Source organism: Sodalis praecaptivus (assembly GCF_000517425.1).
GTDB classification, from domain to species: domain Bacteria; phylum Pseudomonadota; class Gammaproteobacteria; order Enterobacterales; family Enterobacteriaceae; genus Sodalis_A; species Sodalis_A praecaptivus.
Window position 1 is genome coordinate 1435604 of the sequence record NZ_CP006569.1, and the last position, 16234, is coordinate 1451837.

General features: G+C 47.0%; 13 protein-coding genes and 2 pseudogenes. 5 read left to right on the top strand and 10 right to left on the bottom strand.

Features of this window, described 5'->3' with window-relative positions:
• The first annotated feature begins 429 nt into the window (after nucleotides 1-429).
• Nucleotides 430-1674: an alanine transaminase gene (alaC, locus tag SANT_RS06395; RefSeq protein ID WP_025421466.1), complete on the top strand. Its 1245-nt coding sequence runs from the start codon at nucleotides 430-432 to the stop codon at nucleotides 1672-1674.
• A gap of 101 nt (nucleotides 1675-1775) precedes the next feature.
• On the opposite strand, the gene ypdK is transcribed toward alaC, so the two are convergent.
• From ypdK to SANT_RS06430, 7 genes are all read right to left on the bottom strand, one after another.
• On the bottom strand, nucleotides 1776-1850 hold the full coding sequence (gene ypdK, locus SANT_RS24865) for a membrane protein YpdK (RefSeq protein WP_148296348.1): 75 nt from the start codon (nucleotides 1848-1850) through the stop codon (nucleotides 1776-1778).
• Between the two features lie 309 nt (nucleotides 1851-2159).
• The gene (gene sugE / locus SANT_RS06405; RefSeq protein WP_025421468.1) at nucleotides 2160-2477 is read right to left on the bottom strand and encodes a quaternary ammonium compound efflux SMR transporter SugE; all 318 of its coding nucleotides are present in this window, start codon (nucleotides 2475-2477) and stop codon (nucleotides 2160-2162) included.
• 561 nt (nucleotides 2478-3038) lie between these two features.
• Nucleotides 3039-3227 carry a general stress protein gene (locus SANT_RS06415; RefSeq protein ID WP_071882005.1) on the bottom strand — a complete coding sequence of 63 codons (189 nt, stop codon included), beginning with the start codon at nucleotides 3225-3227 and terminating at the stop codon, nucleotides 3039-3041.
• A 587-nt stretch (nucleotides 3228-3814) separates the two neighbouring features.
• On the bottom strand, nucleotides 3815-3955 hold the full coding sequence (locus tag SANT_RS24460; protein ID WP_158500149.1) for a hypothetical protein: 141 nt from the start codon (nucleotides 3953-3955) through the stop codon (nucleotides 3815-3817).
• Nucleotides 3956-4512: 557 nt separating this feature from the next.
• Nucleotides 4513-4689 (bottom strand): hypothetical protein, encoded by a 177-nt coding sequence (locus SANT_RS24465; protein ID WP_158500150.1) that lies wholly within the window; start codon nucleotides 4687-4689, stop codon nucleotides 4513-4515.
• A 403-nt stretch (nucleotides 4690-5092) separates the two neighbouring features.
• Nucleotides 5093-5806 (bottom strand): helix-turn-helix transcriptional regulator, encoded by a 714-nt coding sequence (locus SANT_RS06425; protein ID WP_025421472.1) that lies wholly within the window; start codon nucleotides 5804-5806, stop codon nucleotides 5093-5095.
• A gap of 1147 nt (nucleotides 5807-6953) precedes the next feature.
• Nucleotides 6954-7307 (bottom strand): hypothetical protein, encoded by a 354-nt coding sequence (locus SANT_RS06430; protein WP_025421473.1) that lies wholly within the window; start codon nucleotides 7305-7307, stop codon nucleotides 6954-6956.
• 901 nt (nucleotides 7308-8208) lie between these two features.
• Here SANT_RS06430 and SANT_RS06435 point away from each other — a divergent pair.
• Together SANT_RS06435 and mrcB are read left to right on the top strand one after the other, a co-directional pair.
• Nucleotides 8209-9120, top strand: a complete 912-nt coding sequence (locus SANT_RS06435) for a LysR family transcriptional regulator (RefSeq protein WP_025421474.1) — start codon at nucleotides 8209-8211, stop codon at nucleotides 9118-9120.
• Nucleotides 9121-9468: 348 nt separating this feature from the next.
• Nucleotides 9469-11838: a penicillin-binding protein 1B gene (gene mrcB / locus SANT_RS06440; protein WP_025421475.1), complete on the top strand. Its 2370-nt coding sequence runs from the start codon at nucleotides 9469-9471 to the stop codon at nucleotides 11836-11838.
• Nucleotides 11839-12549: 711 nt separating this feature from the next.
• Here mrcB and SANT_RS06445 read toward each other — a convergent pair.
• Complete coding sequence (locus SANT_RS06445; RefSeq protein WP_025421476.1) at nucleotides 12550-13263, bottom strand: helix-turn-helix transcriptional regulator; 714 nt, start codon at nucleotides 13261-13263, stop codon at nucleotides 12550-12552.
• A 188-nt stretch (nucleotides 13264-13451) separates the two neighbouring features.
• Between SANT_RS06445 and SANT_RS06450 the strand changes: the two genes are divergently transcribed.
• On the top strand, nucleotides 13452-13826 hold the full coding sequence (locus tag SANT_RS06450) for a S24 family peptidase (RefSeq protein WP_025421477.1): 375 nt from the start codon (nucleotides 13452-13454) through the stop codon (nucleotides 13824-13826).
• A 23-nt stretch (nucleotides 13827-13849) separates the two neighbouring features.
• On the opposite strand, the pseudogene SANT_RS06455 reads toward SANT_RS06450, so the two are convergent.
• Nucleotides 13850-14347 (bottom strand): annotated as a pseudogene (locus tag SANT_RS06455) (contact-dependent growth inhibition system immunity protein); the annotation flags it as partial.
• 45 nt (nucleotides 14348-14392) lie between these two features.
• A pseudogene (locus SANT_RS06460) lies at nucleotides 14393-15738 on the bottom strand (hypothetical protein).
• On the opposite strand from SANT_RS06460, the gene SANT_RS06465 reads away from it, so the two are divergent.
• Nucleotides 15737-15925 carry a hypothetical protein gene (locus SANT_RS06465; protein ID WP_025421480.1) on the top strand — a complete coding sequence of 63 codons (189 nt, stop codon included), beginning with the start codon at nucleotides 15737-15739 and terminating at the stop codon, nucleotides 15923-15925. The pseudogene SANT_RS06460 and the gene SANT_RS06465 overlap by 2 nt on opposite strands.
• Nucleotides 15926-16234: the final 309 nt, after the last annotated feature.

Genomic DNA, 16234 nt, shown 5'->3' on the forward strand with positions numbered 1-16234 from the left:
CCCGGCTGTCCGGGTTAAAAGAGGAAACCTGAGTAAAAATTTAAGGAAACGTAAACCGCGCTAAAAGGGATGTCCATCGGCGAATTTCCGCTTTAAAAGAGGATGATTTTATAAAAAGATAAATATATTTCCCCTTTTTCCTAACGTACCGATAGCTGTGGCGCGATGATTTGCCAGAGCCAGCGGCCCCTGATGCCTGTGCCTCGCCTGGCTCGGGGCCAGATAAGGCGCCGCGCCGCGGTCAAAACCGCGGCTTTTCGGCGGTCGCCACCTTAAGGCGCGATGGCGTGCGGAATGAAAGCGCCGACCGCAAAAAAGTTATCTTTCCCTACTCGACAGCCTGTAATGAATGGGATAGTTTCATTGATGACCCCGTTCAGGGGTAGCGTCGCTCGGACGGTCCGGGCGCTTACGTCATCAGAGGATAATATGGCTGAATTCGGTTCTGCACGCCGCTTTACGCGCATTGAACGTCTCCCCCCCTATGTTTTCAACATTACCGCCGAATTGAAAATGGCTGCGCGCCGGCGCGGCGAGGATATCATTGATTTCAGCATGGGCAACCCGGACGGCCCGACACCGCCGCATATCGTGGAAAAGCTATGCACGGTCGCTCAGCGCGAAGATACCCACGGTTATTCCACCTCTCGCGGGATCCCGCGCCTGCGCCGCGCTATTTCGCGCTGGTATGCAGACCGCTACGCGGTTGACATCGATCCGGAAAGCGAGGCTATTGTCACGATCGGTTCCAAAGAGGGCTTGGCGCATTTGATGCTGGCGACGCTTGATCACGGCGATACCGTGTTGGTGCCGAATCCTAGCTATCCCATTCACATTTACGGTGCGGTGATTGCCGGTGCCCAAGTGCGGTCCGTTCCGCTGGTGGAAGGCGTGGATTTTTTCCGCGAGCTGGAGCGCGCGATCCGTGAAAGTATTCCCACGCCCAAGATGATGATCCTTGGCTTTCCGTCGAACCCCACTGCGCAATGCGTTGAGCTGGACTTTTTCGAGCGCGTCGTGGCGCTGGCGCGTCAATATAATGTACTGGTGGTGCATGATTTGGCCTATGCCGATATCGTTTACGACGGCTGGAAGGCGCCATCCATCATGCAAGTCCCTGGCGCCAAAGATATTGCGGTAGAATTTTTCACGCTGTCGAAAAGCTACAATATGGCCGGCTGGCGTATCGGTTTTATGGTAGGGAACCCGGCACTGGTCAACGCTTTGGCGCGTATCAAAAGCTATCATGATTACGGCACCTTCACGCCGTTGCAGGTGGCGGCTATCGCCGCGCTGGAAGGCGACCAAGAATGTGTGCGCGCTATTGCCGAGCAGTACCGTCAGCGGCGAAATGTGCTGGTGCGCGGCCTGCACGAAGCGGGCTGGATGGTGGAAAACCCTAAAGCGTCGATGTACGTCTGGGCCAAAATCCCCGATCATTATGCCGCGTTGGGATCGCTGGAGTTCGCTAAAAAGTTGCTGGCCGAGGCAAAAGTGTGCGTATCGCCCGGGATCGGTTTCGGCGATTACGGCGATACTCATGTACGTTTCGCGCTAATTGAAAATCAGGATCGCATACGGCAGGCGGTGCGCGGCATCAAAGCCATGTTCCGCGCCGATGGGGTGCTTAAGGCGCAGGCGGTGAAGCAACCGGGCGCCGTAAAAACGGGTTAACGACGCTTCAGGTTAATGGTGCCTGAGGTGCGTAATCATCACCCCAGGCTCTCGGTGAGTCACTCGCGGCAACACGGTCTGCGGCGCCGCGAGTGTGCCGCTTATTCAAGCAATAGAAAGAAGGTACCTACCCACAAGCACAGCATAAATGAAATGCCCATCACAAAATATCTCACTGTACCAATTCCTTACTGATACCACGCAGGCTTTGATTCTGCTATGGCAGGGGTTGAAGGGACATCATCGACAGTTGCCCGCCCGCCGGCGCATCCTGTTCCGGGCGACGCGCTGAAAAAGCGCCACAGGATCGGCGCATAATGTACTCCCGACGCCAAGCAAAATTCAATAGATTCAGTCGGCTGCGGCCCGCAATTCGCAAAAAAAGATATTTGCGCGTCGCGCTTCGTTGCGCCATGTGATTATGCTGCCGCGGGCGCTAGCGCCGTTATTTCCTGTCAAATCGGCGTCGAGCGGGCCCCCCGACGTTATGGGGTAAAATATTTGAGCCCGGCAATACCGGCAATTAGCAGACACAGGCTGATAACCCGACCGGCGGTCACCGCTTCTCCCAGCAAACTCATGCCCACGAGCGCAGCGCCGACGGCGCCGATGCCGCTCCAGACGGCGTAAGCGGTACCCGCCGGCAAGGTTTTCATGGCCCACGATAACAGCAAGAAGCTGATACACAGGGCGCCAATGACAATGAGACTAGGGAAGGGGCGGGTGAAACCCTGGGTATATTTCAACCCGATGGCCCAAATCACTTCAAATAGGCCGGCGATAAATAATATGAACCAAGACATGGGACGCGTTCCGTTTCGGTCGGGTCGTCCCGTGGGGTAAGGCAGGAGGCTCAGGTCGTCCTGAGCGCCGTGATAACGATTGCAGATTAGCACAGTGGCAGTGGTTGCAGCAACGTGGGTTTTGACGCACTCAGCGCGAGCGAGGCTAAGAGGGGCAGAAGCACAGGACAATTGTTAATGAGGCCCAAGCGCGGGAGCAGGAAGGATAGGCAATATGACTTCGGTATCACCGAAGCGATGCTCTATGAACCTCGGGGAAAGCCCTAAAGCCATCAAAGATGGGATTTACACTAGCTTAAGGGAAAAGCTTAAGGAAAAGACCCATTCCGACATTAAGCGAAACCGGCCTGGGGTAAATTTCCATCGGAACCTGGGGTTCCATCGGAACCTGGGGTAAATTCTATCTGAACCCCGGTCTGCGGCGTCGGAACAAGCCGCACGCCGCCTGTATATTATTTTTCGCCTAAGTGGCTGACGGTCCCTCCAATTCATTGGCTATTAACGACCGCCGCACGGAAAATTAGACGAAAAAACCGAGTTTAGGAAACCGATAGGGCGATATTAAGAATTACGCCCACCGCTATGGCTGTGTTGCCCGCCTTTTTTACCCGCTTCAGATGCCTTTTGTGGATCATTTTTAAAATTGCCGCCGCTCGAGCTGCTGCTGCTTTGTCCACCTTTCCGACCGGCTTCGGATGCTTTCTGTTTATCTTCTGCGAAGTTGCCTGAACCGCCACGATGTTCTGCCATGGTTAATCTCCAACTTATATAAGAAAATCAAGAATTCATCGTATCCCAAAAAATTGCTGATAATAGTCTTTTTTTGGGATTCATATTGATGCGGTAATAAATCACTCAACATCAATGTTATTAATAGTAGGTAGGGGTAAGTAGGTTAGCAAATTCATGAAGTGCCTTTAAGAATAATCCCACTAAACATAGTAACCATTTGATTTTATGACAATTAAAATTGGCTGTCATAATTTATTCAGCGTAATCAGATAATTAAAAACGCAGAATTTTATTAATAAATTTTAATAAAACCTAACGTTTATTGAGCGAAATAAAAGACATTAACAAAAGGGGTAAAAGGATCCTCTGAAAAACAGCGGGTTAAAGGCAAGGGTAGGCGCGCCAGTTATATTTCAAGGTGTTTCACGCGCGAAAAATTTAGGGGCAAAAAGGCGGGTATTTAACGGCAGGATGCGTTGCTGCGATGGATTATCACGGCAAAAGTAGGGCTGCAAAACGGAGCTACTGATGTCAATAGGGCCTGCGGCCGAAGGTTTTATGGATCCTTTGGCTTACGGCTTAAGCTAAAGCACGCTTATCGACCTCTAATCATGACATTGATTAGTGAACACATCGCGGCCATGGGGACAAACATCGCCGGCGTTGGGTAAATTGAACAGGATCCCCCCCATGCCGCTGCAGCCCGTCAATAATAGAACGGTGAGTAGCAGCCAATATGCTTTCATCGGATCTCCTGTTGCCATCGTTTCCAGGAGCAGCATAACATGCGACGCTGGCCATTATGCTACTTTCATCGGCATTGTATCTCAACGGGACGCAGGGTTATTTGCTACAGATACCGTTTTTACCCGGTGTGAGGATATTGACCAACGCCCAAGCGGGGTAGAGGCTAATGGCTGAGCAAGAACCTGCATGGCGCGGCGGTGAGATAAACGCGCAAGCGTCAAAATAAATGGTTACGCTGTGAAAAGACTGCCCGATGATGCCGGGCAAAGGTCGTGCATAATTCCCAGGATGGAAGGGATGACTCAAGTTGTTATCTTACCCGCAACCCGGATGGGCGACTCTCAGGTATTTCGCCTATTTTCGGGCCTAGCGCATCACCGTGATGTTATCGTTACGGTTTTTCAGCGCTCGCTAGCTGACCGACCTGCCTAGCTTGCTGCTTGTGGTGTTCGAGTAACGATGCGACCTGCCGAGCAACGAAAGCGACAGGGATCGGTGCATATACAATTAAGAGATGACGGGAAAACGTCAGTTAACATCTTCACAGTAACCTGAATTAAACGTCGCGGCCGTCCGTGGCGTCATCGTCGCCGGAGAATTGATAAGACTCAAAAAAGGGATCGCTCCCATGGGGGCCAAAAAAGCCTATGGCACTGAGTTCATCGAAATTCATTGCCAGGGTGCCATTATCAAACAATAGGCTGGTTTGCCCTGTGGCCCGCAGTATTTTCACGAACGCTTTAGCCGTCACGCAATGTTTTTTTTTATTTCCTTGAGAGCCGCGCTCAGCAGCCGTTCTTTATAGACTTTCGCGTAAACAATCTTTGGCATAGTACCTCCTGTTGCGATGAATAAGGAGTGTACGATCCGTACAGGGATAGCGGCTTGCAGAATCCGCCGGCGTTCGCGCGTAATAACTGTTTTAACCAGATGTGACGCGTTATATATCGTGCCAGAGCGAGATAGTCGCACGGCGGCTCACCGAGCAGGCGTTAACAGCGTTTTAGCGGCACGGTTGTCTGCGCCGGCCGTGAACATCCACTTTAGGCGCGGGTAGTCTGGTGACGCAAGCACAAAAAAGCAACGCTCGCCCGCGCGGGTTTTGGCAGGCGAGGGGCACTTGTCCGATCCACGGCTTACCACAGAAAATTGACACCTGGTTTAAGGAGTTTTTTAGGAACATAACAATTAAGCCCCGTCTCATGGCAATACTCGATAAGGCCATTTAGAGAAGTTGCCTGGACTTTACGATAGATTTTACACAAGCTGTTTTCAATCGTACGATGAGAAACGAATAATTTTGCAGCGATTTTCTTTACACTCATTTTTTGGATTGCATAGAAAATAATACGGTGCTCTTTTTCTGTAAAGAGGGTGACGGGCGGCGTAAGGGTAATAATGGAGGGCTTGATAGGGTTGTGAAGCTCACCAAGAGAGATGAATTTAAACTTCTGTGCGTACCAAATATTTCCTAATATCTCTCCGCGCTTATCAAAAAGTGGAAATTTGATGATATGATAAGGTGCTAACTGGGCGTCCCGGCCATAATAGGAAGTTGCAATGATTTCCGCACCGGCGGGGCTCGTTTCGGCTTGGCGATCGTGGGCGGTAAATTCAGGCGCCAGCTCTGACCAAGGACAGGGACATTCGTCGTCGCTGCGCCCTGCAAAATCGAACCCGTCGGGAATATTGAGGAACGCCATACCGGCCTGATTGGTATAGAGATTGTGTGAGGTGCTATCGCGAATACCCCATGGCACATGACAACGCTCCATAAATGAAACCAACGGAATCGTGTTGAGCGAATCAAGAATTAATTTTTTTCGATTCGCGTCAGATTTTTGCACCATGCAATGCCTCCCGTTGCAATGATTTATTCAGATAATCAATTTTATCTTTACTGTGGGAGCAAAAATCACATATTTTCCACTTTTCGTAAAGACTATTTCGCCATGAAACGAGGAAGGTAATAATAATGCGGTAAGTATAAGAACAGGCGTCGGCGAGGGGGACTGGGTGAGAGACGGAGTTAATTACTTGCCGCCTGGCTTGATGAAGCGTTATGACCGCAATGGATGAATGATGTTTCGCACCGCGGATATCATGTTCAACCCACGGTTACGGCGTATAACCCTTGGCAAGTCGGGTTTTATTTCCTCGCCGCGCTGCGTGACAGCATCGTATAAAATAAAACGGTTTAGCAGATGCCGACTGCATGCGGCTAACAGAGCCTTTCATTTGTGTCTGAAAGGCCCTGAACATTATCAAACGTGACGGGTTACCTTGACCGCGATGACGGTCATCACCACAGCATAGGCGACGAAAGCAAATACTACAGCCATAATGACACCTCATAGAATGTGTATGCGTATTTTAGCGCTCTAACATTAGCGGCATTGAACAAAAGGTGTCACGGTTGCACCATAAATGTGATGCAGTTAATGAAACGATAAACGCTGCCGTCCCGATTCATCCTGGCGTTGCCTTCTGCCTTGTGCCTTGTGCCTTCTGCCGATGTGGCGATGGGGCCGTTGTGTTGACGATCGCGATTGTAGGGTGGCGGATCTTGAACGCGTGTTGGTGATATCAAGGCCCACGCGAGCTGAGCGGTGAGCGACTCTGTCGATCGGTTGCGGGCTTTCCCCTGCTCTGTATTAAACCCATTACACACGCCTAAGCATTTCATCTCCAGTGAAGGCAATGTCAGAGTGCTTCATTAGTTTTTATTTGGCCAACATCACGGAGGCGGATGGCCTCGAGGGGAAGTCATTACTATAGGGTGGTGCTTACAGGAGATATTCCGGCTTCAGGGGCGACCTCATCAACGCCGAGGAGGGACGCGATATTCACAACAAACTGGCGATAACGGCTGAATATTACGCGCTGGCGAGATCGAGCAACGTTCGCTCAGCGACAGTTTACGAGTAAGTAGAGAAGTGGTGTCATAACAACGATGCGGGCTGCAGAGAGTTTTCAGCGCCACATCAACCTTAGCCGCTAGTGGACTATTTCCAGCGCCAGCGGAGCGACGCTCAGGTCAGGACCCTTAGTGCACCTGACTTCTTTTCCATTATGGAAAATGAAATAATAAAAATTTGCGGAACTATCTGCGATCAGCGTGTCATGGTTAAGAAAGCGATATATCCGCTTTTTTCCATAGCTATCTTCTAGCACATTTGGCAATGGCGCAACGAAGAATTCATCATCCCACATTAATGTCGTAATTCTATAATGCGTGTGCATCACCGTCATCTCGTTGCGTCCGGGGCAAAGCAAGGTGTATTTTGATATGGCGTGAGCTGATAACGAAAAGAAATATAACAAGATGAGAAAATAGGCGGTTTTAATCATGTTGTCATCCTTGTATGTTTTTACCATAAAATAAAAATGAGAAGGTTTTGGTGTGATAAAATGTGTAGGGTATTTTATAATTCGTTATCGTAAAAAATAGCGTTAACGGTTTTTTCTGCCGCTATAGCGTTAAGGACGATAGAGTTGATGCATGATAACCTATTAGATCGAGAACGCAACGCGCTTCATTGACTTAATACTCGGTATTTACCCAGTATTAGTCCCCGTTAGTGATAAAAAGACCCGCTAGAGTAACTTGTATTATGTTACCCCTTCTTATTTTTATGTATTAATGAAAATCTTTCTAGAACGAGGTCATCGCGCATTTCATATAGGTGGCGATGGCCGTACTTAACCCGCAGGACCGACCCCTTTTCAAAGGGGTGGAGGAATGCTTTCTCTTTCTCAACTGTCGTTCTGGTTCGAGAGGGTCAGATCTCATTGCGCGGCATTAAAGGCGAGTCAGGTTCTAGAAAATACCACCGTTGAAAGTAAGCCCCACGTTGCTCAGTGCTTGTAACCTATGCTGCCATAGCGCGTTTCGACAATGGCGCCAAAGTCTTTACATTAGCTCTATTGCGGTCATGAGCACATCTGTCTTCGCCGCCAAATCCTTGACGCCTTGCTAAGACGAAAGCCCAACTCCCGGCCAGTGTTGTAGCTTTGATGATAACCGCTTATAAGCGCGCTAGACATGGCAATCATGCTGCACCCTAAGTTGAAATAGCATCATAGAGATCAATAGCTTGCCAGCCGGATCATGGGTGGAAAAGTGATATATATCTATGATTGCCGAAGGCACAGTCTTATTACCCATGTGTTCCCTTTTTTTGGCCAATTATGGAGATTGATAATGGTCTTCGGGTTAATATTAATCAATCCTCAAAAGCGGCTATCTGTTATGAATTACATTGATATCGAGAATATTGACCTCAATCTTTTAAGAGTTTTCGAGGCGCTCATCGAAGAGGGAGGAGCGGGCCGGGCAGCCATCCGCCTGGGTTTAACACAACCCGCAGTGAGCGCCGCTCTCGGGCGATTGAGGCGAATATACGCCGATCCGTTATTTGAACGGACGGGACGGGGGTTGCGCCCAACGGTGAGAGCAAGGGAACTTGCACCTCTCATTGAAGAAGCCCTGACCCAATGCCGGCAGGCACTGGCATTGAGCACCGTCGGCAAGGAGCGGAAGGGGCGTACCATGACCGTGGGATTATCGGATGACGGCGAAATAGCCTTTGGCCAAAAAATACTCAGCAGCGTAGAGAAAACGCTTCCGGGACTCCATATTATTTTCAGGCAAACTCACAGCGGCCTGGCCCAAGAGATGTTAATGCGCCATCAAATAGACATTTCCCTCACCGCCGGTGGCCTGGCTTCGCATAGGGTAATGAGTCAACGCTTAGGTAAAAGGAATTATTTATGTGTGGCAGATAAAAATACCCCCGTACCTGTAACGGTTGAAGACTATGCTCAACGTCCTCATTTGCTGGTATCCTCCGGCGGTTTTGTCGGTGTGGTCGACGAAGCGTTAAATGCTATAGGCTTTAAAAGAAGTATAAAGGTCTCCACGACGCATTTTGCAGCGGTGCCTTTTCTATTGCATGAGACAGCGCTGATTACGACTATCCCTTCACATGCGGCGCGAGCGATTGAGAGCAATACGCAGCTGAAAACATTTCCATGTCCCATAACCATGCCTTGCTATGAGCTGGAAATAGGGACGAGAATGGGCAGTAAGCATGATAGTGTGTTGCATGCGTTAAAAGCCATTCTCGTTGAGGTATGTGAAGCGCCAAATGTGTTGACATAAACCTCGTGTGTCTATTTTGCTTATACCAGGGCAAGCTCGCTTCGATTAAATTACTACCGTTACTCTTTATTATCTGCACTTGCACGTAGAGTAGCGACTGCAACGATTACGTCAAAAAGGGCAGTTGTGCGGTTTTTTTTTGAATTGACCTTACACCGCGTTGCGATATAAATCAGATTTATGGTAGTTATACTGAAATCGGTGTTGATTTATCGCGCTGTTGTTAGTTAGGCTGCTGTGCTTTGACTTAACGGGTCAAATACATGCACGCTATCTTCTATGTATGATTAGTGCTATGGCGTCATGTAAATAAAATCACTCGGTTCATAATAAGTAAGCAGGCGTAGTATGGAAGAATTGAAGGCAACAGAGTCCATTGGTAGCAAAAGGAAAAACAATAACAAGAAAAAACAAACGTTTTTCAAAAAAGCTCTATTAGTGCTGACTTGCCTGATGGCGTTAGCACTGATCTACTTGTTTGACTTAGCCAAGGATATTGATAATAAAATCAATGAAAAAATGCGTTACGGCTTTTGGGATTTGCCCGCCCAAGTCTATGGCAAATCCTATACCTTCACCGTCGGCGATAAGCTGAGTCAGGAAAAGCTCACTCGGATTTTGCAGGGAGCCCGCTATCGCAATACTCGCGCCTTACATAGCCCTGGCGATTTTAGCGTCGAGGGGAACCAGGTCTATATCTATTTACGCCAATTCTCCTATCCCAACGCCATTTCTGAAGAAAAAAAGGTTGAGATGACTTTTGCCGCGGGAACGATAACTCAGATCGTTGATGTGGAATTGAATTCGACGCTGGATGAGATGACCATCGAACCCCGGTTAATTGACGTTATTTACTCACCTAGTGATGAACAGAGGATATTTTTATCTCTGAAGTACTTCCCTGATGATATGGTAAAGATGCTTATTACCACAGAAGATAAAGATTTTCATCATCATTACGGAGTCAACCCGCTCTCTGTGGCGAGGGCCTTTTATAACAACATCAGAGCAGGAAGACGGGCGCAAGGCGGTAGCACCATCACCCAGCAGGTTATCAAAAATATGTTTCTATCACATGATAGAACAATCAGACGAAAGCTGATAGAAGCATTCATGGCGGTCATTTTAGAACTGAAGTTCAGTAAGAGTAAAATCTTAGAACTTTACCTTAATGAGATATACCTTGGACAGAATGGTTCCTACGGCATTTTTGGCTTTCCTCTTGCAAGCATCCATTACTTTGGGCGTCAGGTCAATGAGCTCTCTTTAGAACAGCAGGCGCTGCTGATAGGGATGGCAAAAGGTGCTTCATTATATAACCCGTGGTCAAAGCCCGCCGTGGCGAAAGCAAGAAGGGATCTGGTTTTGAAACTTGCAAAAGATAACCGGGTTATCACTCATAAGGACTATGCAGCCTCCATAGCAAAAGAGCTTAATGTGCAAGCAAAGGGCGCCGTATTCACTAAACATCCTGCGTTTATGAAAATGCTAAAAGAGGAAATCAGGCACAGTAACGCTATCGCCATGAGTGATTTATCAGGTGCCAAAATCTTTTCTACCCTAGACCCCGTATCACAAGAGGATGCAGAGCAGGTTATTTTGACAATGATGCCCATGCTTGAGAAAAAAACAGGTATTGAAGATCTGCAATCCGCTATGCTTGTTGTCGATAGAAAGAAAGGTCATCTTTTGGCCGTTATTGGCGACAAGAATGTTGACTACAATGGTTTCAATCGCGCATCAGATAGTAAGCGTCAGGTCGGCTCTCTCATTAAACCAGCCGTGTATCTGGCGGCGTTGAGTCATCCGCACTATTTTGGCCTAAATACCCTCGTTGAGGATGAGCCAATCAACGTCGATCTGGGTCAAAAAAAATCCTGGTCACCGAGAAACCCGACAAGAACTTATCAAGGGAGCGTGATGTTAATGGATGCGCTCGCTCACTCTATCAATGTTGCAACTGTCAATATTGGCATGTCAGTTGGTATTGATAAAGTAGCGGAAACCTTACGCCTTATTGGGATACCCGAACCAAGAATACAAAAAAATCCTTCTATGTTGTTAGGTACCTTGGACATGGCGCCAGTGGAGCTGACAGAGGCTATACAGACGATCGCTAATCTTGGTAAGCATACCGGTATCCATAGTTTACTTTCCATCCAAGATAAAGACGGCGAGGTGATTTATCAAAGAACCGAAAACACTGAACAAGTCGTCCCGCAACAGGCAGCGTGGCTGACACTGTATGCGATGCAAGAGTCGGTGCGTGCGGGCACTTCAAGGAAATTAGGCACAGGGTTTAAAAATGATGATCTTGCAGGTAAAACGGGATCCTCAAGTGGCTTACGCGATAGCTGGTTTAGCGGTATCGATGACAATAAAGTGGTGCTGACATGGATAGGTCGGGATAACAACCAAACAACGAAACTTTGGGGAGCCAGTGGCTCGTTAGTCTTGACTAAAGAATTCCTCAAAATCAATGGCGTCAAGAAGTTACAGATGACTAACCCTGAAGATATTTACCTGGTCGATGTGAGTTCTCGTGGTGATATTTTATGCAACAGCGAGGCTTTAGCCCAGCAAGAATCGGCCAGTTCCAAACGCCAAATCCCCATATGGGGGAAAGACATGACGACGATATGCCATACCCTGCCGCAATTTCTTCCTGTATCTACCAATAAGGCATACGCTCATGAAGTGTTGGACTCCCTTTTTTAGAGCGAGAGCTTATTAAGCTGTTGTGTTGGACGAGAGAGGCGCCTGGAGGGGCTATTGCAACCACAGGCTTACTGATATTGATAAGCGCCCCAGCGGGGAGGGGTATTGAGGCATAAAAGAGGGCTCATTGTTCTCATTGTCTCGTGCTCACATTGGCCAAGCTAAAAAGTTGTAAGTGCTACCTAATAGTGACTTATCTCGACGTGTGTGAAACGGGAAGTGATATTTCCCTTGCTGAAAACTACAGTTAGGTATGCATGTGCAGTCTTGCGGTGCAGAAATAGGTTCTGAATAAGGGCGCAGGGCGTCGCGTCGAATGCGCAGGTTAGCGCCAGTGCCGCAAGGTATTGCATTCGCTCAGGTTGCCGCATTGTCAGTGCCGGCATGAGAGCAGGGGCAGTGCGGGCGGTTGACTCACGGCCCCGCCTGTACTCTGCAAAGTCGCAATAACTGGAGTAAATGAGCGCTATGTGATGCGCCAGCGACTGCTACGCGAACGGCCAGCGCTAAACTATCTGGATAGGTTAATAGTTTGCTAGACGGAGAGTCAGTTAGAAAATGAACTGCTGGGAGGACATGCTGCGCATATCGGTGGGATCGCATACATCATCTACGACGCGAGGATAAAGAAACTTGATGCTAATCCGTGCAATAAGGAATTAGCCCGCTTAAAAATGGCGGGCTAACGGTGCATTAACTTTTTCATGGGCATTACCAACAAAAGTTTACGCCTTCTCTAAGGAGTTTTTTTGGTACGTATTTATCTAAACCTACATTATGGCAATACTCTATTAGGCCATGTATGGAATTCACGTCAATTTTTTCATAAATCCTTAGTAATCTATTCTCTACCGTTCTATGAGAAAGAAATAATTTGGTTGCTATTTCTTTAGCCGGCATGCGTTGTACAGCGAAAAATATTATCTCAAGCTCTCTCTCGGTAAAGATGTCAACAGGGGGGGTAAGCGTAATCACTGATGGCTTCATGTTTGAAAAGAAATCAAACACTGAAACAAAATTAAGTTTTTTTGCATAGTAGATAGTGCCTAATACTTCACCACAAGTATTGTATAAAGGAAATTTTGGACAAAAGTAGGGTTCCAACGTAGGGATCTTGCCATAATGACTGCAAGAGATAATTTCCGCGACACTCTTATCCTCTTCAGCCTTTCTATCCTGCGCCTTAAATTCCTCACTGAATTCAGACCATTTGCATGGAAATTCTTCATCCTTTTTATCTTCAAAGTTAAAACCTGACGGGATTGATAGGAAATCTTGGCAAGCCTCATTCATATAAACATGCTTTGATTCCGTGTCTTTTATGTTCCAGGGTAACGTTGACTTTTCAAGAAATGATATTATAGGTAGCTTGCTAAGTGATTCGAGCCTAAATGTCTTGGCTGAGGCCGTGATTTTATCGTCCATAGGGTCATCTCCTTTAACTACTCCGTTGAGTTTGAACAGCCAAGAGTAAAAGTCACATATTTAAGCACATGGGGAAAGAGTACATTTCCCCACTAATACAGGATGTTGATGTCAGATTATCAAGCTAAAAATTATCGTGGAAAGTTTTGGGACCCAGCTGGCTTGTGTGCCGGGGTGGGCTTACAGTTATGCGTGAAATGATGGAGCAGGGGGTTGATCTCAACGGGCTAGTCAGCGCCAGCGCTGCTGCTTACTACATGGGAGCGGGTGGCAGCTCTATCAATGCGGCCATCCGAGAAGGGGCGCTGTTGGTGGTTGATTGCTCTTTAACGCCGGTTTACGGCAGCATAGTGATAGCTGCTGTATATGGGCGCTACGTGATGCGCCAACTGCTACTGCGGAAGTTGCCGGCGCTGCAACACTTAGACAGGCTAAATGATTTGATAGACGCGGAATCATTAGAGAATGCGCAACAGGACGGAGATGCAGCAATTTTTGGCGTGATCATGTATATCATCAACGAGGCACAGACCCACGAGCTTGATATTGATCCTTGCATTTAAGACAAAAAATCTATAAAAAACTATTAACTGGTACATCGTGAAAAGGTCAAGCGTAGCGCGGCACCTATTGCTTCGGGTTTACTATCGATAGGAATGGTAATGTTATCAGCATCAGTAAAACCATCGCCATTCCAGTAGTCAAGTTTGACATGATGCGTTGGCATCATGATAATATTTTCATTTGTGGCTTCAATACTGCAATAATGCAGGTTTTTATAAATTTGTTTTTCGTTTTTGTAATTAAACTTAGACATAAGCATAGTGACCCATTCTAAGTAATTTTTTTTCATAATTGATTTGTCATATAACTCTTTGTCATATAAGGTATCTGGGTGTACCCAAACATCGTCACGCGGCTCAGGCAACACAAGACGACTGTAAGATAAAGCATCAACGATGCATTTCCCTAATTCCAAATTGGTATCGTCTAGAGATTTGATATGTTGGCTTCCATTTGGATCGCGCCTACTTGTTCTGTATCCTGAAAAGGTTTCAATACAAATAAAATCAGCGTTTTTAAGCGCGCGTGCCCAAGATTTTTTTTAAAACTGATGTCTTCAACCATATCATTTAACCTTCACTATTGTCACTTTAACCCCGTTATTAGCACCGTATTGAATTGCTTTGTCAATCTGCTCCCATTGCAACTCATTAGTTTTCTCAGGAATGGCTACCATAACTTCACGTGATGTTATCTGGTTTTTATTGAATTGAATATCATTTTTTGCATCAATTGGAATTTTATTGTATCATCAATGTTATTCTTGATTGAACTGTATATCCTCTTCGGATCGTTAATCTTGCTGTTTGACAAGGTATTTAAGGTCTTAACACTAACCGCCGAGCCGGTAGCTTCATCAAAATAATCAAATGTCTTAAACGTATCAGGTGTACGGGTGCTTTTAGAAAAATACTTGTTACCAACAAATTTCTCAAATGGATCACCTTGATCAAACTTGATGTTCCCTCCCCATTTCATGCTTATTTCTTCAATCTTAACGGTTGGGTATTGCGAAGACCAATGGGTGGACTTTTTCAGTATATTTTCACTTAGATTGATGCCAGCCTCTATAGCCTTGCTTCCAGCTTTTACCGCACTCGTACCACCCATGACGATGCTTGCTAGGTCTACTATGGGTGTCGCGCCCTCCAATCCCGCTTTAAAAAAACCTGCTGCGGTGCCCTGTTCTTGTGCTGTCGACATAGCGTCAAAATGTGAACGCCATGACTCCTTATAGGATTCAGCGATGTTTCCCAATATGTTGCCGCTATTAGCCAAATCCTTTAGCGCCTTCAGTGTGTTTTCATAATCCATACCGGCTTTGACTATGCTATCAACGGCGTTGTATAACGACACAGGAATGCTGGCAAGCATGCCACCGGCATAAGCCATGATTCGCATGGTTTCAATTGATGCCCAATGGGTTTGTGTTGCTATCTGTTGAGAAAGGGTAGGCGCGCTCGCCAATTCTTTTGCTTTCAAAGACAGTTGTGATGTACTGAGAAAGCGAAATTTATCTGACAATGAGTCCGTGGTTAATACAGGCTCAACGTTTTTGTTTGCAACAACATTTTGGGACATGAGCAAAGCCCTACGCGTTTCCTCATGCGCTTTGTCTTGACGTTCTTGGCGCACACGTGCCAACTTATTTTTGGCCGCATCATAAATAAAACGCGCCCTGTCCCGCTGCATAAGGCGATCATGGTAGATAATCTCGCTATTGGTTAAATCATCAATGGCGCGGGTCATTCTCGCTTCATCAATATGCTGCAACAGGCATAGCGAATGTTTATTCTCTTGATTAACGTGGATTTGATGCTTCCAGTGCTTCACGTCATGCTCAGCTTCGTGCGTAAGTACCGTGGCATGATTTAGCCAAAGGTGGGCCGCATGCTCAGGATCGTGAAGCATGGTCAATATCGATACATTGCGCGATGATCTGTTGGGAGAAAGGATGGGTTTTGCCCTGCTCGTCAAGTCGATTAATTTCCGCTACTTTCCGATTGTGTGCCGCAGTTTCTTGAGCGCGCACAGCCTTTTCGGCGGACTTGCGACGTTCACTCTCCCGCTGTTTTTCTCTTTGCTGTGCTTCTTTTAGGATCGCTGAGTGTATACGATGAGAATTATGATGAGGTATATTATGCACTGAATGAAATCGCGGAAAAGGCCGCCTAGAAACAACGTTATTCGTATAATGAGCAATGCAATGACCTGGCTCAGACCCATAGAAATTAGGAGCGCAAGTCCTCGTCAACCCGTTGCCAAGATAAGTAGAACTGCCGGGGAAATTATTCATGATTCAATCACGAAGTAATTATAAGTTAAAGATTACCAGTTATTATTATTTATTTTGGCTCTTCAGCATTAAACAGTAACTCAAGAATTGGCTAATACACGGAAATGTCTT

Excerpts from the sequence above, each read along its gene's own strand:
- SANT_RS06430 (WP_025421473.1), bottom strand. The coding sequence starts at position 7,307 with ATGATTAAAACCGCCTATTTTCTCATCTTGTTATATTTCTTTTCGTTA.
- SANT_RS06465 (WP_025421480.1), top strand. The coding sequence starts at position 15,737 with ATGGTCAATATCGATACATTGCGCGATGATCTGTTGGGAGAAAGGATG.
- SANT_RS06445 (WP_025421476.1), bottom strand. The coding sequence starts at position 13,263 with ATGGACGATAAAATCACGGCCTCAGCCAAGACATTTAGGCTCGAATCA.
- SANT_RS24460 (WP_158500149.1), bottom strand. The coding sequence starts at position 3,955 with ATGAAAGCATATTGGCTGCTACTCACCGTTCTATTATTGACGGGCTGC.
- SANT_RS06435 (WP_025421474.1), top strand. The coding sequence starts at position 8,209 with ATGAATTACATTGATATCGAGAATATTGACCTCAATCTTTTAAGAGTT.
- SANT_RS06425 (WP_025421472.1), bottom strand. The coding sequence starts at position 5,806 with ATGGTGCAAAAATCTGACGCGAATCGAAAAAAATTAATTCTTGATTCG.
- mrcB (WP_025421475.1), top strand. The coding sequence starts at position 9,469 with ATGGAAGAATTGAAGGCAACAGAGTCCATTGGTAGCAAAAGGAAAAAC.
- SANT_RS06415 (WP_071882005.1), bottom strand. The coding sequence starts at position 3,227 with ATGGCAGAACATCGTGGCGGTTCAGGCAACTTCGCAGAAGATAAACAG.
- SANT_RS06450 (WP_025421477.1), top strand. The coding sequence starts at position 13,452 with ATGCGTGAAATGATGGAGCAGGGGGTTGATCTCAACGGGCTAGTCAGC.
- sugE (WP_025421468.1), bottom strand. The coding sequence starts at position 2,477 with ATGTCTTGGTTCATATTATTTATCGCCGGCCTATTTGAAGTGATTTGG.
- alaC (WP_025421466.1), top strand. The coding sequence starts at position 430 with ATGGCTGAATTCGGTTCTGCACGCCGCTTTACGCGCATTGAACGTCTC.